This window comes from Alcaligenes sp. GCM10023179 (assembly GCF_042653705.1).
Classification (GTDB): Bacteria; Pseudomonadota; Gammaproteobacteria; order Burkholderiales; family Burkholderiaceae_B; genus Alcaligenes; species Alcaligenes phenolicus.
Genome location: NZ_JBHSIQ010000002.1, coordinates 230,776 through 253,794, shown reverse-complemented (window position 1 = coordinate 253,794; position 23,019 = coordinate 230,776). Strand labels below are relative to the sequence as shown.

Here is a 23,019-nt window from a genome sequence, read left to right as displayed (position 1 = left end):
GTCCTCGGAAAACCACATAAAAAAAGGAGCCTCTTGGGCTCCCTTCTGGACTGTTTAACCCGTCGCCTTCATCTCTTTTTTCCAGCGGTACAGCAAATCCAGGGCGTCGCGTGCGCTCAGGTCATCCACATCCAGTTGCTTGAACTGATCCAGCAAGTCCAGTGCTTTTTCTGTGGTTGGGTCAGGCTCGGCGACCGTGGCTTCCGGAGCGCTGCCTGCATTGAACAAGTCCAGTTGTGCGCTAGGATCGTTTTGTGCTTCCAGACGGCTCAGTTCACGGCTGGCCTGGCGGATGACCGCGGAGGGGATGCCGGCGCGCTGTGCAACCTGAATCCCGTAGCTGCGGCTGGCGGGGCCTTCCTGAACTTCGTGCAGGAACACAATGCCGGAGGCCGATTCTGCGGCGGCCAAGTGCACGTTGGCGGCGGCAGGCAGCTCGTTGGGCAGGCGCGTGATTTCGAAATAGTGCGTGGCAAACAGGGTCAGTGCCTGATTGTGGCTGAGCAGGCGATGCGCGATGGACCAGGCCAGGGCCAGACCATCATAGGTGGAGGTGCCGCGACCAATTTCATCCATCAGCACCAGGCTGTAGGGGGTGGCACCGGCCAGAATGGCTGCTGCTTCGGTCATTTCCATCATGAAGGTAGAGCGGCCACCAGCCAGATCATCCGCCGCACCGATACGGGTAAAGATACGGTCGATCTGTCCAATACGGGCTGTGCTTGCCGGTACAAAGCTACCGATGCGGGCCAGCAAGGCAATCAGGGCAACCTGACGCATATAGGTGGATTTACCGCCCATATTCGGGCCGGTAATCAGCAACATGCGACGTTGCGCGTGCATTTCACAATGGTTGGGCGTGAAGCGCTCGATACTGTGCTCCACCACAGGGTGACGGCCTGCTTCAATCCAGATGCCAGCTTGCTCGGTCAGCTCGGGGGCGACCCAATTATTGTCCAGTGCGTGCAAGGCCAGGGAGGACAGGGTATCCAGTTCGGCCAGGGCGCTGGAGCACAAGGCCAAGGGGCCTGCATAGCTTTGCAGCTTGTCCAGCAATTCATCGAACAGGAACTTCTCGCGGCTCAGACTGCGGTCCTTGGCGGACAGGACCTTGTCCTCCCACTCTTTCAATTCAGGCGTGATGAAGCGCTCGGCATTTTTCAGTGTCTGGCGGCGGCGGTAGTCGTCGGGGACCTTGTCGGCCTGACCGCGACTGACTTCAATAAAGAAACCATGCACACGGTTGTATTCGACGCGCAAGGTAGCAATGCCGGTGCGCTCGCGTTCGCGGGCTTCGATCTTCACCAGCACATCGCCGCTATCGCTGGCCAGGCTGCGTAGCTCGTCCAGATCCGCATCGTAGCCATCGGCAATGACACCACCATCGCGTATCAGCAAGGCGGGCTCGGAGGCGATGGCAGACTGCAGCAAGGAAGCCAGCTCCGGGTCCAGAGCCAGACTTAACAAATGCCCATGCAAGTGTTCAGACTGAGCAAAGTTCTGTTCCAGCTCCCGACGTAGTTCAGGCAGTGTCACCAGCGCATCGCGCAAGCTGGCCAGCTCCCGAGGACGCACGCTGCGTAGCGAAATACGCGTGGCAATACGCTCCAGGTCCGGGAAGCGGCGCAGGGCATGGCGCAGCACACCCAAAGGATCGCCTGCATTCAAGCTGGCGCTTTGCTGGGTTTGGAAGAACAGGGACACCACATCCTGACGCTGCTGAACGGCGTGGTTCAAGCGCAAGGGGTGATGCAGCCAGCGGCGCAGCAAACGGCTGCCCATAGGGGTCTGGCAATGATCCAGCGTGGAGAACAGGGTTGGGCTGGTTTCACCGCTAATGGTTTCGGTAATTTCCAGATTCTTGCGCGTGACGGCATCCAGCACCAGAAAGTCCGAGCTGTGCTGAACGCGGATAGCGGTGATGTGGACCAGGGACTGAGATTGTGTGCTGCCGACATAACGCAGCAAGGCTCCGGCTGCCGCCGTCGCCGCAGGCAGATCGTCCAGACCAAAGCTGGCTAAAGAATCCAGGTCAAAATGGTCCAGCAAGGTTTCGCGTGAACCGTCCTGTGCAAAGTGCCAATCCGGCAGGGTGTGGCAACTGGCTTGCGGCAGTTCCGGGGCAGGGCGCAGCGATTCGGGATAGACCAGTTCTACCGGGCCGATACGATTCAGTTCCGTATCCAGCATGTCCGGTTCGCACTGGCTGACCAGAAACTCGCCACTGGCCAGGTTCATCCAGGCCAGCCCCACCATTTCCTGACGTTGCACCTTGATCAGTGTGCAGGCGGCAATCAGGCGGTCTGCCTTGGGAGGCAACAAGGCGTCATCCGTCAGTGTGCCGGGGGTGACCACACGCATGATCTTGCGCTCGACCGGACCTTTGCTGGCAGCCGGGTCACCGACCTGCTCACAGATGGCGACGGATTCGCCCAAGGCCACCAAACGCGCCAGATAACCTTCCATGGCGTGAAAAGGCACACCAGCCATGGGGATAGGCTCGCCGTTGGAGGAACCGCGCTTGGTCAGCGTCAGGTTCAGCAGGCGTGCGCCGCGTTCGGCATCGGCGTAGAACATCTCATAGAAGTCCCCCATCCGATAGAACAGCAGATGCGAGCCAGCCTCCGCTTTGAGCTGAAGGTATTGACGCATCATGGGCGTGTGGGCGGACAGATCGGCAGCAGAAGTCATAGCGCAGTACAGGTCAGGGAATTCAACAACAAGGCCGCCCAGAAGGCGGCTGAGTCGATATTGTAGCGAGGGCAGTCAAGTGGGGGATAGGGAAGCGGCTGATTTAGTCCCGCGTGTTTCTCCTTAAGGTGCAGGGATATCCCGATTTTGAGCATGGAAGTGCTTAATGCAATAATACAAATGATAATCACTTCTATTTCTAACACGGGATATTGAAATGTTCACACGTCGCCTTGCTTTGTCTGTCTTGTCTGCCGCTTTGCTAAGTGCCGGATCTTTTGCCCATGCCCAGCCGTCCGAGTCGGTCTCGCTGCCCTTGACGCCGGAGCTGGCGCAAAAGACGTCAATTACGGCAGAAGGGGCTTTGCGCAAGGATCTGGCTTACGGGGTTTATCAAACGGTTTACAGCCCGTTTGATAAGTCCTTGTATGTGGCCTCGGCAGAGCGTGCGCCTTCGGTTCGGGGTGGTGTGATCTATAAACTGGACCCCATCACTCTGGATGTAAAGGGGACGATTTATACCGATGAAAGTAACTTCGGCCTGGCGACGAACGCGTCGGGCGACACCCTGTACGTCACCAATAGTCTGGCTGCTGCCGTCTCCAAAGTTGAGCTGAAAGAGGACGGGAGCCTGGAGCGAGTCCGCTTTAGCAATACCAGTTTTGATGACACCAAAATGGGGCCACGCACGATTCGTCACGACTCCCAGCAAGGCCGTGTATATGTGGGGGCCGTAGGTGCGCCGGCCGTGATCTGGGTGCTGGATGATCGTAATCTGGAACTGATCGACACCATTGAAAACGCAGGCAAATGGGTGACCGGTCTGCTGATAGATTCGGGATCGCATCGTCTGTATGCCGCCAATGGCGACGGCGAAGTGATGGTGATCAATACCCAAACCAACAAGATCGAACAGCGCTGGAAACCGGCGGGCGCCAAACCCGCCTTGCTCTTGAATTTTGCGCTGGATTCCAGCCGCAATCGTCTGTACGTGACCGAGACCAAAGACCAGAAAACCGTGTATGTGCTGGATGCCCGCAACGGCAAATTGCTGCAGGAACTGCCGGTGGGGGATGCCATGGATGTCCTGTATAACGCTGATCGCGACGAGCTGTATTTGACTCACCGCGAGCAAGGCAAAGTGTCTGTGCTGGATGGCGGCAGCTATGCGATCAAGGCGCAATACAACTTGCCTGATAACCCCAACAGCCTGGAGCTGGGCCCGGATAGCCAGTTGTACGTCACCGTTAAAGCTCCTTCCACTCCGCAGTACAAAGCCAGCAAGCGCGAAAGTGTGGTGCGTATTGACCTGAAGAACATCAAGGCTTGATAGGTAATCGTGATGACCAGCTTATTCAAGCCTTGCCTGGGACGCTCTCTTGTCCTGTCTCTGTTTGCTCTTCATTGTCAGGCTCAGGCGCAAGACCAGAGGGATGTTGCCCAGCCGCAGGAGTTGTCCACCATTACCGTTAATGCCAGTGCGGATGCGTCGCGTCAGGGCTTGTTGCCGGAGTATGCGGGCGGTCAGGTCGCCAGCGGCGGGCGAGTGGGGATATTGGGTTCTCTTGAAAACATGGACTCGCCTTTCAGCGTCAATAGCTACACCAGCCGCTATATCGAGCAATTGCAGGCGTCGACCGTAGCCGATGTGGTGCGCCATGACCCTTCCGTGCGCGTGGCCCGTGGTTTTGGCAATTTTCAGGAAAGTTTTTTCATTCGGGGCTTTTTGACGGCGTCCGATGATATTGCCTACAACGGTTTGTTTGGTTTGCTGCCCCGGCAAGCGACGGCTGCCGAACTGGCCGAGCGTATTGAAGTGCTGCATGGCGCAGGTGGCTTTCTGTACGGTGCCGCGCCTTCCGGCGGTGGTATTGGGGGCACGATCAATGTGCTGCCCAAACGGGCTGGCGAGAGCCCGCTGACCAAGGTCGGTGCAGGTTATGGTAGTGGCGGGCAAAGCCAGATCAAGGCGGATATTGCGCGTCGTTTTGCCGATGATGCGGCAGGCATTCGTATCAATGCCATCAAACGCAGTGGTGATACGGCGGTCGACAATGAGCACACCAGTCTGGACCTGTACACAGTAGGGGTGGATTGGCGTGGTGAGCGTGTGCGTTTGTCGGCGGACTTGGGCTATCAAGAACATAAGCTGCGTGAAGTCCGGCCTAATGTGGCTTTAAAGGCGGGCTTGTCCGCTTTGCCGGGCTTGCCTTCGCACACGCGCAACTTCGCCCAACCCTGGACCTACTCTAATGAGAAAACCATTTTTGGGACGGTACGCGGGGAATATGATCTGAATGATTCCATGACCCTGTGGGCTGCTTTCGGTATGAAAGATGGCAAGGAAAAAAATCAGCTTGCGACTCAGACGGTAACGGATGCCGTTTCTGGAAAAACCACCTTCTCGCGTTTCAACAATTCCCGACGTGATGACGTGAAAACAGGCGAGTTGGGTTTGCGAGCCAGTTTTGAGACCGGGCCTGTGTTGCATGAGCTGGTCGCTGCTGCTTCTTTGTATGACCACAAAGAGAAAAATGCCTGGGCTATGGGTAGCGTGCAGGAAAGTAATCTTTATGATCCTGTGAATCACGCCTTGTCACCCTTCGCTTATACCGGGGGAGATTTGGGTTCACCCGCTTTGGTGGGACGCACCAAACTGACCAGTTATACCCTGGGCGACCTGATGTATCTCTGGGACGACAGGCTGGAAGTCATGTTGGGGCTGCGCCATCAAATCATGGAAACGCGCAGCTATGACTATGGCACCCAGGCCTTGCAGCGCAAAGATCGTCAGCAACATACCAGCCCTGCTGCGGGTGTGGTGTTCAAGCTGACTGATGAATGGGCTTTGTACGGCAACTACACGGAAAGCCTGGCGCAAGGCGATCTGGCACCGACTCGCTTTAACAATCAGCCGGTTCAAAACGCCGGGCAGCGCTTGTCGGCCTTTGTGGCCAAGCAAAAAGAGCTGGGAATCAAGTACGACAACGGTTCCATGGGCGGTGGGCTGACCTTCTTCACCACGACCAAACCGCGTGGTGTGGTGAACGACGATCTGCGTTTTGTGGAAGCGGGCAAGGATCGCCATAACGGGTTGGAGCTGAGCTTTTACGGCCAGTTGACGGACTCCCTGCGCATTCTGGGTGGGGTGACCGCCTTGGACACCAAGCAGAAAAACACGGGTGACCCGCTGAGCGAAGGTCAGCGCGTGATTGGCGTGCCGCGTTGGCAAGGCAGTCTGGGCCTAACCTGGGATGTGCCGCAGGTGACAGGCTTGTCGCTGGATACGCAGTTGCTGGCAACCGGTGCCCGTTACGCGGATTCGGCCAATGCGATCCGTGTGCCAGGTTGGGTGCGTTGGGATCTGGGGGCCAGCTATCAGCGCAAGATTTCCGGTGTGCCCATGACGTTCAGGGCCAGTGTCGAGAATGTGGCCGATACGGCGTATTGGGCTTCGGTCGGTGGCTATCCCAATAATGGCTATCTGGTCTTGTCGCAGCCACGCACGTTCATGCTGAGTGTCTCGGCGGAGTTTTAAGGAAAGGACCGGGCAAGGGGGCACAGTCCTGCCTGTTCTCCACCACATAGGGCGTCCAGCAAATGTTTGACGCCCTTACCTCAAGCCCATCGCTATAACTTTTACAAAATAAATGTCCGGAAAGTGGGCTCTCAAACGTCTTTATAAGGAAGGCCTGAAAAAGGACCTCTTGCCCTGTCCGCTTGACTGCACCGTTTAGGTGGGAACCTCCTTGTCTGCTAAGTAGCGTGGAGCCGGTTTTGGTCTAAGCAAGTACCTGCCTTCTTGACCACTTTTGTTTTTTTGATCACCTGCCGCGCATGATACGGCGGGTGCAGATCTACGGTTTTTTGGGATTAGTTATGAAGTCCAAAGCAGTAAAGCGCCGCTGGGCGTTGGCCCTGGTGGCGGTGCTGGTGCTGGGGGCGCTTGCCGCACAGGCTGGGCGTTCTTCAGAGCAGTTTGAAACGGTGGCCGTGGAGCAAAGTGATATACGCGCTACCGTTGCTGCGGTGGGAACTTTGAAGCCCAGTCGCTATGTGGACGTGGGTGCGCAGGTGTCCGGGCAGATTACGGCTTTGCCGGTTGCGCCGGGCGATCAGGTTGAGCAGGGCCAGTTGCTGGTGGAAATCGATCCCAGTGTGCAGCAAGCCACCGTCGATGCAGGCCGCGCTTCCTTGGCCGCGTTCCGGGCCCAGTTGGCCGAGCAGCAGGCTCAGCTTTTATTGGCGCGTCAGCAATTGGCTCGCCAGCGTCAACTGGAGCGCCAGCAGGCCAGCCGTCAGGAAGATATTCAGATTGCCCAAGCTAATCTGGCGACTGCGCAGGCTCGGGTAGCGCATGTACAAGCGCAGATGGAGCAGACTCAGGCCACGCTGAAAGCCGATGAGGCACGCTTGGGCTATACGCGCATTTACGCGCCCATGAGTGGCACGGTCATTGGCGTGCAGGCTCGTGAAGGTCAGACGCTGAATGCCACGTATCAAACTCCCAATATTCTGCGCATTGCAGACCTGAGCACCATGACGGTGTGGACCAGCGTGTCTGAGGCCGATATTCGTCGTATCAAGCCCGGTATGACCGTCACCTTCACGACTCTGGGAGAGCAGGGCGAAACGCGGGCGCGTCAATGGCAGGCCAAGGTTCGCCAAATCATGCCTGCGCCAGAGGGCAGCACTCAGGATGAAAGCACGGCGGCGGCACCGACTGCCACACAGGCCATCATGTATACGGTGCTGTTTGATGTGGCCAATGAAGACGGCGAATTGATGCCGCAGATGACGGCGCAGGTGCTGTTTGAGATTGATCGTGCTGACCAGGCCTTACTGATACCCCTGGTGGCTTTACGCCCAGACCCTGATCGTGGTCCTGATGCTTTTACGGTGCCGGTGCTGGAGCGGGGCAAGGTGCAGGAAAAGCCGGTCGACCTGGGAGTGCGCAATCGTCACCAGGTACAAGTCGTGAACGGGCTGGCTAAAGGGGAGCACGTTGTTCTGGCGGTGCTCACTCCTGAGCGTGGCTGGCGGTGGCTGCAATGGTAGGGGCTGCACCTCCTTTGATTGAGCTGCGGGACATTAACCGTATCTATGGCGGCCCGCCCAGCACTAAGCCTGCTGTGCAGGTTCTGTTCGATGTCAGCTTGAGTATTGAGCCGGGCGAGTTTGTGGCGATTGTGGGGGCCTCGGGGTCCGGTAAATCGACACTGATGAATCTGCTGGGTTGTCTGGATAAACCCAGCAGCGGCACCTATCTTTTTCAAGGTCGGGATGTCGCACAGCTCAGTCCTGATGAACTGGCCCAGTTGCGCCGTGAGACCTTTGGTTTTGTCTTTCAGGGCTATCACCTGATTCCGACTGAAAGCGCCAGTGAAAATGTCCAGATGCCTGCCATTTACGCGGGAATGGATGAGGGCGCGCGCGTGGCACGTGCCGCAGAGTTACTCAGTAGCCTAGGTCTGGCGGACAAGCTGGATAACCGGCCCAATCAGTTGTCCGGCGGCCAGCAGCAGCGGGTGTCTATTGCTCGTGCCTTGATGAACGGTGGCCGTGTCATTCTGGCCGACGAACCCACGGGTGCGCTGGACTCGCGTAGTGGTGCAGAAGTGATGGCCTTGCTGCGCAAGCTCTCGAACTCTGGTCACACCATTATCCTGATTACGCACGATCATGAAGTCGCGGCGATGGCAGACCGGATTATTGAAATTCGTGACGGCTGCATCCTCTCGGATAGCCGCCCAGAAACGGCCAACGAGCCCAAGCTTGAACAGCCTTTACCACCGCCCGAGCACCGCCGCTCGCCCTGGGTTTCGGAGATCAAGGATGCTACCCGCAGCGCCTTGCGCAGCATGTTCATTAACCGTCATCGCACGGCCTTGACCTTGTTAGGCGTGATCATCGGGGTGGCCTCGGTCATCGTGATGCTGGCGGTGGGCGAAGGTGCCCGCCAACGTGTCATGGATCAGATGGGCACGATGGGGACCACGATCATTTACTTGAGCAGTTCATCACCGCCCAATGGGGTCGCCAAGGGACAGCTGACAGAAGAGGATCTGGAGGCGATTGGCGAGCTGCCGTTGATACGACGTGTCATGCCGGTGATTGGAGATCCGATTACCGTGCGGCGTGGCAGCGTGGACCGCCAGGTGTATGTGTTTGCCGCCAATGAAACCATGCCGGATATTCATCGCTGGCAGCTGGCACAAGGTCGCTACTACACCGATGCCGAGGACCGGGATCTGGCTCCCCTGGTTGTGTTGGGACATCGTGCTGCCAAGCAATTCTTCCCCGATATGGACGTGCCGTTGGGGCAGCAGCTCCTGATCGGCAATTCACCTTTTGAGGTGGTCGGGGTAATGCAGGAGCGCGGTGCCGATTCGGGCGCGCAGGCTTACGACGATATGGTGTTTGTGCCTTATCACGCGGCGCGTGCCCGTGTGTATCAGGCCCAGACGCAGCCCGACTATGTGGTGATTGATGCGCAGGACAGTTCCACCGTTCTGGAAGCGGAACAAGACATGCGTCAGTTGCTGACACAGCGTCATGGCGGGCGAGAAGACTTTTCAATCGGGAATGCAGCGGCTCGCTTGCAGGCAGAGGCTTCCACGCGTCAGGCCATGAGCATGATGCTGGGCCTGATTGCCGCCGTGTCTTTGGTGGTGGGCGGCATCGGGGTCATGAACGTAATGTTGATGACGGTGCGTGAACGCACGCGGGAAATTGGTATACGCATGGCAACCGGTGCACGGCAAAGTGACATCATGCGCCAGTTTCTGACTGAGGCGGTTTTGTTGACGATTACAGGTGGCTGCCTGGGCGTGCTGGCTGGTGCTGTGGTAGGTATCGGCCTGATTTTTGGTGGGGTGGATGTGGTGTTTTCCTTGCGGGCGGCCTTGGGCGCCTTTGGCTGCGCCGTGGTGACGGGCATGGTTTTTGGCTATATGCCAGCACGAACGGCGGCCGCGCTGGACCCCGTTCAGGCTTTGGCAGGGGAGTAAGCATGGCTCATTACCGATGGATAGCAGGGGCCATGAGCACGCTTGTGCTGCAAGCGTGCGGCTCCTTGTCCTCTGATCTGGACAAGACCCCGCCGACGCTGCCCCAGGCGTATCAACAGCAAGTCAAGGCGACACCCAGTCCTGTACTGGCCCAGGTAGAGCCGGAGTGGTGGCGTGCTTATAACAGCCCCGCCTTGAACAGCCTGATGCAGGAAGCCTTGAAGGACGTGGCGGTGCTGCGTCAGGCCCAGGCCCGGATCTTGCAGGCGCAGGCTCAGGCACGCATTGCCGGAGCCAGTTTGCTGCCGGAATTGCAGGGCAATCTGTCTGCGCAAAGAGATGCGCCGTTTTCTTCCTCGCATGGAGACTCTCGCTCGCAATATGTGGCCGGTGTGTTCATGAGCTACGAGCTGGATGTGTGGGGACGCAATCGTGCCCAGGCCAACAGTGCCGTGTTCCTGGCTCAGGCGGCGAATTACGAGCTGGATGTGCTGCGTGTCAGCGTGCAGGCGCAGGTGGTGCATTTAAGCCTGCAAGCCTTGGGCGACAAACAGCGCGTGGCCATTGCCCGTCAAAACCTGGCCGTTGCGCAACGCTTGTTGAGCCTGCTGGAAGCACGCTTGCAGGCGGGGGCGGCTTCGCCTTTGGAGCTGGCACAGCAACGCCAATTGCTGGCTTCGCAACAGCGCAAATTGTTTGTGATTGAAGAACAGGCCATTCGCACGCGGGTGGAGCTGGCGACCTTGTTGGGCCGTACTGAAATCATGCCCGAGCCCCAGGAAGATATTGCCAGCTTGCACGTGCCGGAGCTGGAAGCAGGTCTGCCTTCACAGCTCTTGTCGCAGCGCCCTGATATTGCGCGCATCGAGGCCCAGTTGTCAGCGGCTCATGCCGATGTGCATGTGGCGCGCGCTGCCATGTATCCCAGCCTGACCTTGGGGGCGCGGGCAGGGGCATCGGGCAATCATTGGGAAGAAAGCTTGCGCCATCCGGTCTACAGCCTGATCAGCGGGCTGGTGGCGCCTATCTTCAATGCCGGTCGTCTGGAGGCGGGCAAGGATTTGAGCGACGCCCGTTTGCAGGAATGGCTGGCGCAGTATCGGCAGACCATTGTGCAAGCTTATATGGATGTGGAAGGCGTGCTGGCACAACTGCATAGCCTTGATGCCCAGGCGCAGACTATGGAGCTGGAGTGGGAGCAAGCCAGGCTGGCGTTTGAACTGGCCGAAGCACGTTATCGCTCTGGCTCGGAAACCTTGCTGTCTTTACTGGATGCGCAGCGTACCTTGTACGCCGCTCAGGATGTGCGCGTCAGTTTGATGCAGGCACGTCTGCAATCCCGCGCGGCGCTCTTCCGAGCACTGGGCGGGGGCTGGCAAGCTGGCTCAGGCAGCCTGGCTGATCAGGGGACGGTGGCAGAGGCTGGGGTCTAGCAGGCTGGCAGCCGCCTCATCCAGCAGGATGTGGGTGTTGGCGTGCTGCTTCAAGGCTGTGAAAGGCAGCTCGGGCGTGACACCGCCTTCCTGGTAATTGAGCATGGTGCGAGCCTTGTGCTCGCCGGTGACCACCAGGGCAATTTCACGGGCGCTCAGAATATCGGCAATCCCCATGGTGATGGCCGATGCAGGCACTTCGTCCATGGAATCAAAAAAGCGGCTGTTGTCGATACGGGTGCGCTCGGACAGGGCCACCACATGGGTGCGGCTGTCAAAAGGGGTGCCCGGTTCGTTAAAGCCGATGTGGCCGTTGGTGCCTACGCCCAGCAATTGCAAGGCGACACCCCCACTGGCCGCAATCGCGGCGGAGTAGTCCTGGCAGTGCTGCTCCAGCTCTTGGGTCAGGCCATTGGGCAGATGCAAACGGGCAGCCTCAAAAGGCAGTTGGCCGAACAGGTGCTGGTGCATGTAGTAGGCGTAACTTTGCTCGTGCGCTGCGGCCAGACCCACATACTCATCCAGATTGAAGCTGTTGATCTTGGAGACATCCAGCCCATTGGCACGTACGTCCTGTACGAAACGGGCGTAGACGGGTTCCATGGTCCCCCCGGTTGCCAGACCCAGAGTCGCTTGTGGATCCTGACGAATAATTTCCTGAAGACGGGCGCTCAGGTGTGCCGCAATGGCGGCGGAATCGGGGAAGACTAAAAACATAATCTTGTTCTATGTATGGGCTGAATAAGTTGAAAAAAAACTTCGCCGCAAGCACGGCGAAGTTTGATCTTTCGAAATTCTAATGGGACAAAGATGTAACGTCAGTTTTTTTTTGCAAGCAAGTGACACGTTTTAACTATCTTGTTTGCCAGTCTCTCCCAGGAAGCCACCACTTTGACGTGCCCACAAACGAGCATACAAACCACCTTTTTCCAGCAATTCCTGGTGGCTGCCTTGCTCGATGATGCGGCCCTGATCCAGCACAATCAAGCGGTCCAGTGCCGCAATGGTGGACAGGCGGTGGGCAATGGCAATTACCGTCTTGCCGTGCATCAGGGTGTTGAGGCTTTCCTGAATCGCGGCTTCCACTTCGGAGTCCAGCGCGCTGGTGGCTTCATCCAGTAACAGGATGGGGGCGTCTTTCAGCATGACGCGGGCAATTGCCACACGCTGACGCTGGCCGCCAGACAGTTTCACACCGCGCTCGCCCACATGTGCCTCCAGGCCCTCACGGCCCTGGCGGTCATGCAGTTGCGGGATGAAGTCGGCAGCAGCGGCACGCTCTACCGCCATATGCAGCAGCTCGTTGTTGGCATCCGGGCGGCCATACAGAATGTTGTCGCGCATGGAACGGTGCAGCAAGGAGGTATCCTGCGTCACCATGCCAATGGCAGCACGCAAACTGTCCTGCGTGACGTGGGCAATGTCCTGGCCATCAATGCGGATGGTGCCGCTATCCACATCATGGAAACGCAGCAGCAGGTTGACCAACGTGGACTTGCCCGCGCCAGAACGGCCAATCAGACCAACGCGCTCGCCCGGCTTGATCACCAGATTGAGCTTGTCGATCACCTGACGGCTTTTATCGCGGTAGGCAAAGCTCACGTCCTGGAATTCGATGCGACCTTGCTCGATTTGCAGGGGCTTGGCATCGGGAGCATCTACCACCGTGGGTTTTTGCGTCAAGGTGTTGATGCCGTCCTGAATCGTGCCTACGTTCTCGAACAGATTGGTCAGCTCCCACATCAGCCAATGGGAATGGCCGGACAGACGCAGTGCCATGGCAATGACGGCCGCCACTACACCGGCTGTGGATTGATCAATCGACCACAAGTACAAGGCCAGGCCTGCCGAACTGATCAGCAAGACAGTAGCCAGCACATGGTTGGTCACTTCAAACATGCTGATCAGACGCATCTGGGCATGGCCGGTTTCCTGGAAGCGGCGCATCGCGTTCTTGGCATGGTCAGCTTCACGGCGTGTGTGTGCAAACAACTTGACCGTGTTGATATTGGTGTAGGCGTCGGTAATACGGCCCGTCATCAGCGCACGGGCGTCGGCCTGTTCAGCCCCGACTTTGCCCAGACGGGGCACAAAGTACACGCAGGCCAAAGCGTAGCCTACCAGCCAGAGCAGGAAGGGCAGGATCAGCAGGCGGTCAAAGCTGCCTGCCAGAATCAGAATACCGATCAGGTAGGCGCTCATGCCCACGACCACTTCCACGGCCATGAACAGAGTTTCACGCACCGCCAGAGCGGTTTGCATGATCTTGGTGGTGATGCGACCGGCAAACTCGTCCGCGTAAAAGGACATGCTCTGATTCAGCATCAGCTTGTGAAACAGCCAACGCAGGCGCATGGGGAAGTTGATGGCCAGTACCTGGTGCATGACCAGCGTATGCAGGCTGATCAGCACGACGCTGCCCAGCAGAACAGCGGCAATGGTCAACAGCGTGCCACCCTGCTGGCTCCAGAACTGGGCAGGTTCAATCGAGGGCAGCCAGTCCACGATATAGCTGAGCAGGGCAAACAGCATGGCCTCGTAGGCCGACAGGCCAATCGAGGTTACGGTCATCAAGCCAATCCAGCCGCGTGAATTTTTCGTACAGGCCCAGATGAAGGGGAAAAATCCTTTGGGAGGAGGGGCGACGTGTTGTTCGGGATAGGGATCTAATCGACGTTCAAAGAATGACAGCACCGAATGGGCTCCAGCGTACGGCCCTCTGGATGACAGGGCCGTTTAGACAAATAGAAAACCGCTTCCGGGGTATGAAGCGGCAATTTTTGATGGTACAGCAGTCATTCTGTCTGGCTGAAGAAAACCTGATAAAAACACAGTCTTTGTGTAGGGAAAGTGTCAGATATTGACCACGGTGTACGTTTAGTGAGCCAAGTCGATGCTGGAGTCTGCTTTGGGGGCTGTGCCTGGCTCTTTGGTGGACCGGGCTGAGCCTTGAAGGGGGCTGAAGGGATGGGGCCTTGGTGAGCGTGTCTTTGTTTCGTCGAGTGGTTTGTCTGAATAGAGATAGGGAGGCCCAAAGGTATTTGGGGTCTGGATGTTCTTATCCAGACCCCAATCAGAAAGTGGCAGTGATCTCTGGAAGGCAAATAGGCTTAGTAAGCCACCACCTGACCATCTTTACGTGGGTCGGAGCCGCCCACGTAATGATTGCCCTGACGCAGAATCAGTTGTGCACCGCCAAAGGCGAACACACCGCTGCCGGGTTCAACGACGACTTCATGACCGCGCTCGCGCAAGGCCTGAACCAGCGCCGGATCGAAAGTGGGTTCTACCGCCACCCCACGGCCACCCGTCACGCGCCAGCGTGGGGCATCGGCAGCGGCCTGCGGGTTCTGACCGTACAGCAGAACACGCAGTGCCATTTGCATATGGCCTTGCGACTGGAAGGGGCCACCCATCACACCAAAAGACATTTGAGGGGTGCCATCGGCATTCATGGCAAAGGCCGGAATGATGGTGTGCGAAGGGCGCTTGCCACCGGCCACTTCATTCACATGACCGGGGCGCAGGGTAAAGCCATGACCACGGTTCTGCATGCTGATGCCGGTGCCGGGAACGACGACGCCGGAACCAAAACCCATGTAGTTGGACTGGATCAGGGACACCATCATGCCGCTGGAGTCGGCGGCGGTGACATAGACCGTGCCGGAGGGGCCAGGCAGGCCGTGCTTGGGGTCGCCTGCCTTGTCCATCTGAATCAGGGCGGCGCGCTCGCGCAGATAGGCCGGGTCCAGCAAATGCTCGGGATGATGAATCATGTGCTCCAGATCTGCGTGGTGCTCGTACAGATCGGCAAAAGCCAGCTTCATGGCTTCAATGCTCAAATGCACCGTGTCGATATGGTCCAGCGGCTGCTGGCCCACACCAGCTTGTTCCATGATGCCCAAGGCCATCAAGGCCGCCAGGCCTTGTCCATTGGGCGGGATTTCGTGAATCACGGACTGGGCAAAAGGATGGCTGATGGTGCCGCACCAGTTCGCGCGGTGCTCGGCCAGATCCTGCTCATCCATGGCGCCGCCATGCTGGCGGGAGAAGTCGGCAATACGTTTGGCCAGCTCGCCGGTGTAGAAGTCCTGACCCTGGGTGGCCGCAATGCGTTCCAGCGTATTGGCCTGGTCCTGGTTCTGATACCACTGACCAGCGACTGGGGCTTTGCCATCACGTAAAAAGGCTTCGGCAAAACCGGGTTGATCGCCCAGACGCTGACGACCTAGCTCCCACAAGCGCGCGATTATGGGGGAGACCGGGAAGCCTTCTCGGGCGTAATGAATCGCGGGGGCGGCCACTTGCTCCAGACTCAGACGGCCCAGCTTGCTGGATAGCTCGGCCCAGGCAGAGACCGCACCGGGAACGGAGACACTTTCCCAACCCTTGTCGGGGATGGTGGCTTGGCCTTTGAAACGATCCGGCGACCAGCCACGGGGAGAGCGCCCGGAGGCGTTCAAGCCATGCAGTTCTTTGCCGTCCCAGACGATGGCAAAGGCATCACTGCCTATCCCGCAACCCGTGGGTTCGACCACAGTCAGTGTGATGGCGGCCGCCAGGGCGGCATCGACGGCATTGCCACCAGCCTGCAACATGCGCAGGCCCGCTTGCGCGGCCAAGGGGTGGGAGGTGCTGACCATGTTCTGGCCAAGTACCGCAGAGCGGGCGGACGGGTAGGGGTTGTTCCAGTCCATACAGGTGTCAGTCTTGTTCATTGAATCTGTATTCCAGTCAGTTGGATCAGGCCTTGCCAGCGTGCGCTGTCCTCGCGGACCAGAGAGATAAATTCTTCTCGGCTGGTGCTGCGGGGTTGGTCCACGCCCAATGTTTGCAGGCGCGAGCGTACTTTGGGGTCCTGAACGGCATGTGAAAAAGCCTCATAAGCCTTGTCACGAATTTCGTCGGGCAAGCCTGCGGGGGCGTACAGGCCAAACCAGGTCACCGACTCATAGCCCGGCAGGCCGGACTCCTGAAAGGTGAGCAAATCGGGTGCCAGCGGCGAGCGCTGCTGGCCGGTTACTGCCAGGGCGCGCAACTGGCCGCTGTTCACATAGGGCATCCCGGTGGGGATGGCGTCCAGTAAAACATGAATGGAGCCGCCCAGCATATCGTTAATGGCCTGACCAGTTCCGCGGTATGGAACGTGGGACATGACGATATTGGCCTGATTCAAAAAGGCTTCGGTGCCCAGGTGCACGATGGTGCCATTACCACTGCTGGCGTAGTTCAACTCATCAGGATGGGCGCGAGCATAGTCAATCAGCTCTGGCAGCGTTTGTGCGGGTACGGACGGGTTCACCAGCAAGACGCTGGCGGCATCGCCCAAATGGGCGATAGGGGTGAAGTCTTTGTCTGCATCGTAGGGCAGGGACTTGTACAGGTGCGGAGCAATCGCGTGGGTGCTGCTGGTGGTGAACAGGAGGGTGTAGCCATCGGGCTTGCTGCGAGCGACTTCGCCTGAACCAATCGTGCCGCCCGCGCCCGTGCGGTTGTCCACAATGATGTTGGCGTTCATCGCTTTGGCCGCGCTTTCGGCAATCAGGCGGCTGATGACGTCGGTGGCACCGCCAGTGGGGAAGGGTACGATCAGGCGAATGGGACGATCAGGCCAATCGCTGGCATGGGCCGCCACGCTACTGACGGCCAGAACAGCACCTAATAAGGTTTGGGCAAGACGCCGCCAGGGGCGACGGGTCGATGGGGGCTGCGCATTGCTTGCGGCGTTGCTGGGTCTTGTCATGGCTATCTCCTCAATCAAGAGATGATAGGAAAGGCGATGATGCCGAACCAGCAACAAATAAGCAGGTCAGCGTTGCTATTTTGGCAAGGCTTGCGGGTCGACTTCAAGCTGCGGCAGCAACTCGTCCAGAAAGCGGCGAACAATTGAGGGCAAGCGGCGGCCAGCCAGGGCCTGCACTTCAATTTGACGATTCAGCAAGCCGCGTTCATGAATGAAACTGGCTTGCAGCAAACCTTGCTCAATCAGGTGACGAGCCGAGAGCAAGGCCGACACCGTCACGCCTGCGCCGGACAAGGCAAATTGATGCAGAGACTGCATGTGATTGCTGCTGAATACCGGGTCCAGACTCAGGTTCTGTGCGCTGCAGGCCACATCCATCATTTGCCGCACGGTGGTGTCGGGGCCGGGCAAGGCCAGAGGGTGTGCCAGAAGGCTTTTCAGGCTGATGCGTTCGGTACGGGTGACCGGGTGGCCGGGAACCGCCAGAGCCATGACGGGCGCATCGCGGCGGAACAAGGTCTTGATGTCTTTTTCAGCCGTCTGGGTGAATTTGATGCCTATATCAATCTGGCCGCTTAGCAGCAGCATGGTGATGCGGTGTGGTGGCAGTACGTCCAGCTGAAAGCGGATGCCCTGATGCTTTTCACGAAATTGTGCGATGCACTGCGGCAGTAGCTGGGCGGCCAAACCTTCAGAGGAGGCGATGCGTATCAGGCCGGTTTGCAGCCCTTGCAAGGCGGCAATATCGTGCAAGGTGCGCTCGGCATCCATGGCGCTGCGACGGGCATGGGCCAGCAGCAGTTCTCCCGCAGCGGTCAGGTTCATGCCACGGGCATGGCGCTCGAACAAGGCCATACCCAGGTTTTCTTCCAGTCCGCTGATCTGGCGGCTGATGGCCGATGTGGCCACATGCAGATTGCTGGCCGCCTGCGAGATAGAGCCACAACGCGCTACTTCCTGGAAGTAGCGCAGTGCGGTCTCCTGAAGATGGCGTGGGTTCATACCAGACTGCCGCGCAGCTCGGCGGCAATCTCGTAGGAGCGCAAGCGCTTGTTATGGTCAAAGATATTGGCGTTCAGCATCAGTTCGTTGGCGCCGGTCAGTTGAATGAAGCCTTTCATCTGTTCAAGCACTTGTTCCGGATTGCCAATGGCCGTACAGCTGAGCAGGGAGTCCAGCAGATGCTGGGCGGGTGGGCTGCATTGCTCGTAGTAGTCGCGTACGGGCGGTGGCAACTGGCCGGGACGACCACTGCGCAGGTTCACAAAAGACTGTTGCCAGGAGGAGGCCAGCAGCTTGGCTTCGTCTTCCGTGTCGGCGGCAAAGACGTTGTAGCCCAGCATGACGTACGGTTTTTCCAGATGCACGGAAGGCTGGAACTGACGGCGGTAAACCTCAATAGCATCCATCAATTGAGCAGGTGCAAAATGCGAAGCAAAGGCGTAGGGCAAGCCCAAGGCGGCGGCCAGTTGAGCACCAAACAGGCTGGAGCCCAGAATCCAGACCGGCACATTCAGTCCGCGACCGGGCACGGCCATGATGCGGTTGCGCGGCTCGTCGGACATATAGTCCATCAGTTCCAGCACGTCGCGCGGAAACTGGTCGGGGTCGCTGTTCAGATTGCGGCGCAAGGCGCGGGCGGTTTCGGGGTCGGAGCCAGGGGCACGACCCAGGCCCAAGTCAATACGGCCGGGGTACAGGGAGGCCAGCGTTCCAAACTGCTCAGCAATCACCAAAGGGGAATGGTTGGGCAACATGATGCCGCCCGCGCCCACACGAATGCGGCTGGTTTGACCGGCAATGTGCCCGATCAGAACTGAAGTGGCTGCACTGGCAATACCGGGCATGCCGTGGTGTTCGGCCAGCCAGTAACGGTGATAGCCCCACTGCTCGGCATGACGGGCAATGTCCGCCGAACAACGAAAGGACTGGGCCGGGGTAGAGCCCTGAACAATAGGGGACAGGTCTAGGACGGAGAGCGGATAGCTTGGCTTCATGGCATCAGATTCAAATTGGACTCAGGATATAGTCGATCCATCGTTAGGCAGCGTCAAGTAAACCCATAGCATAGGCAAGGATGTTCAGATGAAAGAAACCAGTCGTCGCACCGTCAATCATTACCAGGACCATGCGCAGGCTTATCGGGACGGCACGTGGGACCATGATGTCAGCCAGAATCGCGATGCTTTGTTGGCAGCCATCGGCTTGCCGGGGCCTGTGGATATTCTGGATCTGGGCTGTGGACCGGGGCGGGATCTGGTCGCGTTTCAGGCCATGGGTCACCGCCCGGTGGGCCTGGATGGCTGTGCGGCTTTCGTGGAGATGGCTCGTCAGCAAACTGGCTTGCCGGTGCTGCATCAGGACTTTCTGGATTTGAATTTGCCCGCTGCGGCTTTTGATGGCGTGTTTGCCAATGCGGTTTTATTCCATATACCCAGTGCCGAATTACCAGCTGTGTTGACGGCCTTGCGTCATAGCCTGCGACCTGGCGGCGTGCTGTTTTCTTCCAATCCGCGTGGTCAGGGGCAAGAAGGCTGGAATGGTCAGCGCTATGGTTGTTACTACAGTTGGGAGCAGTGGTCAGAGCGTCTGGAGCAAGCGGGCTTTGAGTATATCGATCACTTTTATCGCCCCACAGACAGGCCGCCGCAGGAGCAGCATTGGCTGGCTTCCCTGTGGCGCGTACCGGCTTGAACAGGTGCAAAATGGTGAATCCCTGACCTGGCTACTTAGGTGATTGTTTTATAAGCCTATTTTTTGCTAATACAGGGGTTTTCCCTATTTTTATGCACATCTTTTGTGGATAAGCCGGTTTTCAACAAGCAGAGGCTTGCCCGAGGAAAAAAATGGTAAAGAATTGTCGATTCTCTGCTCGCCATTTCTAAGTGCTTGATTGCACGGGGATAAGTGCAGTGATTCACGGTTTATCCTGTGACTTGTCCACATTTTATGGGGATAAGCTGGCGTCTGTTTCCGGATTTGGATGTTTTCTGTTCGTGGTTTTCAAGTGGCTGATACTACGGAAGGTTTTTCTGATTTGCCCAGTTTTTCCTATGAGCTATCCACAGTTTTCGGGGATAAGATGGTGGGCTTGCTCAACTTGGGTTCAGACCCGTCCCAAGGCTATGATGCGCACTAGCAATGTTTACCCTTGGCGGCCAGTCCCTTCGGTGCTTTGCCTTTTAATTGAGGAGATTGAAACGTGGAAAAATTGCAAGCCTGGATGACAGAGTTTCCAGCCGTTGTCGCGATTGCGCTCAACGTCGTGATTGCTTTGTTGATTCTGATTATTGGCTGGTGGCTGTCTGCCGTCGCCGGTCGTGCCATCAAGCGCATGGCAGCCCGCTCGCCTCGAGTGGATCCGACGATTGTGCCTATGGCCCAGTCCGTAACGGTCTGGACAATCCGCATCTTTGTGCTGATTGCCGTGTTGGCCCGTTTTGGTGTGCAGACCGCCAGCATTATCGCGGTACTGGGTGCCGCCGGTTTGGCGGTGGGCTTGGCCTTGCAGAACACACTGCAAAATATCGCCGCCGGCATCATGTTGCTGATGCTGCGTCCCTTGCGTGCGGGCGAGTTTGTGTCGGTTGTTGGTAAAGGTGACGGCACCGTGCAGGAAGTGGGTTTGTTCCTGACCCGCTTTGAGCAAGTGGATGGCATTCAATTTACGCTGCCCAACAGCCTGATCTGGGGCAACCCTATCATCAATTACAGCCGTAACACCACTCGTCGTTTGGACTTCGGGGTGGGCGTACGTTATGGCGATGATCTGGACCTGGCCATCAAGCTGCTGCAAGACCTGCTCAATGAACATCCTCAGGTGCTGAAAGACCCGGCTCCTTTGGTCATGGTCATGGAGTACAAGGACAGCGTAATCACCGTCAATCTGCGTGCGTGGATCAATGCTGCTGACTTCTGGGATGCCCGTTTTGATCTGTTCCGCCGTGCGGTCCAAGTGCTGAATCAGGCTGGTTTGCAGACGCCCGTTCCAGTACGTGAAATCGTGCAGTCGGTTGGCGAGAAAAAGGCTGCATGAACATGATGGGTTCAAGGCCTGACTCCGGCTTTGAACCGTGTCCTGCAGGCTTCAAGCCCATGCGGTTCCGATAGAAAGTATGAATGCCCCAAGCCTTGCTTTTAGCGGCTTGGGGCATTTTTTTCGGGTTAGCCTGCATTGGACTTACTGCGGGCTTCTCCCATACTGTACTCTTTGCTCTGGCGCTGTTTTTCCACCTGCCCTCACGATGTTTCTGATCGACGAAAAAATCACGGTACGACGCCTGGAAGTTTTGCTGGCTTTTCTGGAAGCCGGCACGATTGCCCGTGCCGCTGAACAATTGGGCACCAGTGCGGTGAGCGTGCATCGGGCCTTGAAAAGCCTGGAGGAAGGGTTGCGCTGCCCGCTGTTCTTGCAGGAAGGCCGCAATCTGGTGCCACAGGAGTCGGCGCGCGAGCTGGCCGAAGCGGCCAAGGAAACCATACGTACCTTGCAGCATGGCATTGATGCTGCCCGCGAAGCCGGGGGGTATTCGTCGGATCAGTTGCGCATAGGCTCCATGTATTCGCTGACGATACGTTTGGTGCCGCGCCTTTTGGTAGAGCTGAAGGTTCACAAGCCTTTATTGCAGATTGATCTGGTGCTGGACTCCAACGAGAAGCTGCTGCAAAAGTTGCGGGGTGGTCATATTGACGCAGCCCTGATCGAGTTGCCACAGGAGCAACCGGATGATCTGGAAGTGCTGCCCATTTTTGATGATGAACTGATGTTTGCTGCTCCCATGGATTGGCAAGGATCGGACTCGTCCGTGGTGGATCTGGAGCGTTGTTCCAAGGAACGTTTTGTGTCGCTGACCGATGATTTTGCAACGGGGCGGGATATGCAGCGCATGTTGGCCAAAGCTGGGTTTGATGCCGATATTGTGATGCGCACCGGAGACATCTTTTCCTTGATGAGCCTGGTCAGTGGTGGTGTGGGATGCTCCCTTTTACCTGCGCGAGCCAAAGCGGTTTTTTCTGACAAGATTCAGTGGCTGAGCCTGGAGCCGAAGTATCGACATTCACAGCGTATCGGCCTGGTGTGCATGAAGTCGCGCGAGCGCAGCCCGAATGTGTTGAGCTTGTTACGGGCCTGCCGGATCGTGCGTACTCAGTTGGAAAAAGAAGGGCCGACGTCGGGTTGATGCGGGTCTGTGCAAGCCGCTGTCTTGTGTTTATCCAGCCCAGCGAGACAGCCAGCGTTGCAAGCCATCCAGGGTTTGGAACTCATCCACACCGCGCGCAGGAATCTCCGGATAGCGTTGATTCCACATGGTCGCCAGACTGCGGCCCGGACCAATCTCCAGCACCACATTGGGCTGTCGCTCTTCAATCTGCTCCATGCAGGAGTCCCATTGCACGGTTTGCATCAACTGCGCTGATAAGGCCTGGGCAGCGGTAGTGGCGTTATGCACCCATACACCGGCATTGGTGGGCCAAGGCAAGGTCGGGGCAGTCAGTTCGCTTTGATTCAGTTGCTCTTGAAAGGCCTGGGATGCGCTGCTCATCCAATGGGTATGGGAGGCAATATTCACGGCCAGGGGTGTGCAACGTGCCCCTTGTTCTTGAGCGAATTTTTCCAGGGCAGCAAGCTTGTCACGTGGTCCCGCACAGACAGCACTATCAGGACCATTGCGTATGGCCAGGGCAGCGCCGTGTGCTTGGCACCATTGTTCAATCGTCCGGATTGAAACCCCACTTATCGCCAGCATGCTGCTGTCCTGTCCGGCCCCGGCTTTATCCATCAAGGCGGCTCTTTGTTCGGCGAGCTGGATGGTATTACTGGCAGATAACACACCCGCTACACAAGCGGCTGCCAGTTCACCAATGCTGTAGCCCGCCACGGCCACCAAAGATCGCCTGGAGGTTTGCAGAGCAGGGACGTGCTCCTGCAATTCCTGCCAAGCGGCCAAGGCGCAAGCTGTCAGCACAACTTGGGCATGGGCATTGGTGCTGGCCCAACGGGTGTCGCGCATGGCAGCGCGCCAATCGGGAACGTGCAACTGTTCCTGCATTTGCAGCAGCAAGGGGTTTGCCGGGTTCATCCAGGGCAGCATGTCTGCGTATTGCATGCCTTGCCCGGAAAACAGCAGGGCGATTTTCATAG

General features: G+C 57.8%; 16 protein-coding genes. 8 read left to right on the top strand and 8 right to left on the bottom strand.

Going from position 1 to position 23,019, the window contains the following annotated elements; all coding sequences use genetic code 11:
• Positions 1-54: 54 nt before the first annotated feature.
• Positions 55-2,691 (bottom strand): DNA mismatch repair protein MutS, encoded by a 2,637-nt coding sequence (gene mutS / locus ACFPDR_RS10525; RefSeq protein WP_060185671.1) that lies wholly within the window; start codon positions 2,689-2,691, stop codon positions 55-57.
• Positions 2,692-2,908: 217 nt separating this feature from the next.
• Between mutS and ACFPDR_RS10520 the strand changes: the two genes are divergently transcribed.
• From ACFPDR_RS10520 to ACFPDR_RS10500, 5 genes are all read left to right on the top strand, one after another.
• Entirely contained in the window at positions 2,909-4,021 is a 1,113-nt protein-coding gene (locus ACFPDR_RS10520) for a YncE family protein (protein WP_371477976.1), read from the top strand.
• A gap of 12 nt (positions 4,022-4,033) precedes the next feature.
• The gene (locus tag ACFPDR_RS10515) at positions 4,034-6,229 is read left to right on the top strand and encodes a TonB-dependent receptor (RefSeq protein WP_035270920.1); all 2,196 of its coding nucleotides are present in this window, start codon (positions 4,034-4,036) and stop codon (positions 6,227-6,229) included.
• Between the two features lie 341 nt (positions 6,230-6,570).
• On the top strand, positions 6,571-7,749 hold the full coding sequence (locus tag ACFPDR_RS10510) for an efflux RND transporter periplasmic adaptor subunit (protein WP_257113116.1): 1,179 nt from the start codon (positions 6,571-6,573) through the stop codon (positions 7,747-7,749).
• Entirely contained in the window at positions 7,743-9,701 is a 1,959-nt protein-coding gene (locus ACFPDR_RS10505) for an ABC transporter permease (protein WP_376911109.1), read from the top strand. Before ACFPDR_RS10510 ends, ACFPDR_RS10505 begins: the two co-directional genes overlap by 7 nt.
• Positions 9,702-9,733: 32 nt before the next feature.
• Entirely contained in the window at positions 9,734-11,134 is a 1,401-nt protein-coding gene (locus tag ACFPDR_RS10500; RefSeq protein ID WP_376911108.1) for an efflux transporter outer membrane subunit, read from the top strand.
• On the opposite strand, the gene ACFPDR_RS10495 is transcribed toward ACFPDR_RS10500, so the two are convergent.
• From ACFPDR_RS10495 to ACFPDR_RS10470, 6 genes are all read right to left on the bottom strand, one after another.
• Positions 11,087-11,851, bottom strand: a complete 765-nt coding sequence (locus tag ACFPDR_RS10495) for a glucosamine-6-phosphate deaminase (protein WP_376911107.1) — start codon at positions 11,849-11,851, stop codon at positions 11,087-11,089. The genes ACFPDR_RS10500 and ACFPDR_RS10495 overlap by 48 nt on opposite strands.
• Before the next feature lie 132 nt (positions 11,852-11,983).
• On the bottom strand, positions 11,984-13,828 hold the full coding sequence (locus tag ACFPDR_RS10490) for an ABC transporter ATP-binding protein (protein ID WP_239055214.1): 1,845 nt from the start codon (positions 13,826-13,828) through the stop codon (positions 11,984-11,986).
• Positions 13,829-14,244: 416 nt separating this feature from the next.
• The gene (locus tag ACFPDR_RS10485; RefSeq protein ID WP_115634120.1) at positions 14,245-15,852 is read right to left on the bottom strand and encodes a gamma-glutamyltransferase family protein; all 1,608 of its coding nucleotides are present in this window, start codon (positions 15,850-15,852) and stop codon (positions 14,245-14,247) included.
• Positions 15,849-16,877, bottom strand: a complete 1,029-nt coding sequence (locus tag ACFPDR_RS10480; RefSeq protein WP_060185679.1) for a Bug family tripartite tricarboxylate transporter substrate binding protein — start codon at positions 16,875-16,877, stop codon at positions 15,849-15,851. Before ACFPDR_RS10480 ends, ACFPDR_RS10485 begins: the two co-directional genes overlap by 4 nt.
• 75 nt (positions 16,878-16,952) lie before the next feature.
• A complete protein-coding gene (locus ACFPDR_RS10475) occupies positions 16,953-17,879 on the bottom strand; it encodes a LysR substrate-binding domain-containing protein (protein ID WP_026484229.1) in 927 nt (308 codons plus the stop codon).
• The gene (locus ACFPDR_RS10470) at positions 17,876-18,874 is read right to left on the bottom strand and encodes an LLM class flavin-dependent oxidoreductase (RefSeq protein WP_026484230.1); all 999 of its coding nucleotides are present in this window, start codon (positions 18,872-18,874) and stop codon (positions 17,876-17,878) included. The genes ACFPDR_RS10475 and ACFPDR_RS10470 overlap by 4 nt, the downstream gene beginning before the upstream one ends.
• A gap of 88 nt (positions 18,875-18,962) precedes the next feature.
• Between ACFPDR_RS10470 and ACFPDR_RS10465 the strand changes: the two genes are divergently transcribed.
• From ACFPDR_RS10465 to ACFPDR_RS10455, 3 genes are all read left to right on the top strand, one after another.
• Complete coding sequence (locus tag ACFPDR_RS10465; RefSeq protein ID WP_083054047.1) at positions 18,963-19,571, top strand: class I SAM-dependent DNA methyltransferase; 609 nt, start codon at positions 18,963-18,965, stop codon at positions 19,569-19,571.
• A gap of 529 nt (positions 19,572-20,100) precedes the next feature.
• Positions 20,101-20,913, top strand: a complete 813-nt coding sequence (locus ACFPDR_RS10460) for a mechanosensitive ion channel family protein (protein ID WP_035271438.1) — start codon at positions 20,101-20,103, stop codon at positions 20,911-20,913.
• 208 nt (positions 20,914-21,121) lie between these two features.
• Positions 21,122-22,057, top strand: a complete 936-nt coding sequence (locus ACFPDR_RS10455; RefSeq protein WP_026484233.1) for a LysR substrate-binding domain-containing protein — start codon at positions 21,122-21,124, stop codon at positions 22,055-22,057.
• Positions 22,058-22,087: 30 nt separating this feature from the next.
• On the opposite strand, the gene ACFPDR_RS10450 is transcribed toward ACFPDR_RS10455, so the two are convergent.
• The gene (locus ACFPDR_RS10450; RefSeq protein ID WP_321289876.1) at positions 22,088-23,017 is read right to left on the bottom strand and encodes an acyltransferase domain-containing protein; all 930 of its coding nucleotides are present in this window, start codon (positions 23,015-23,017) and stop codon (positions 22,088-22,090) included.
• Between the last annotated feature and the right edge of the window lie 2 nt (positions 23,018-23,019).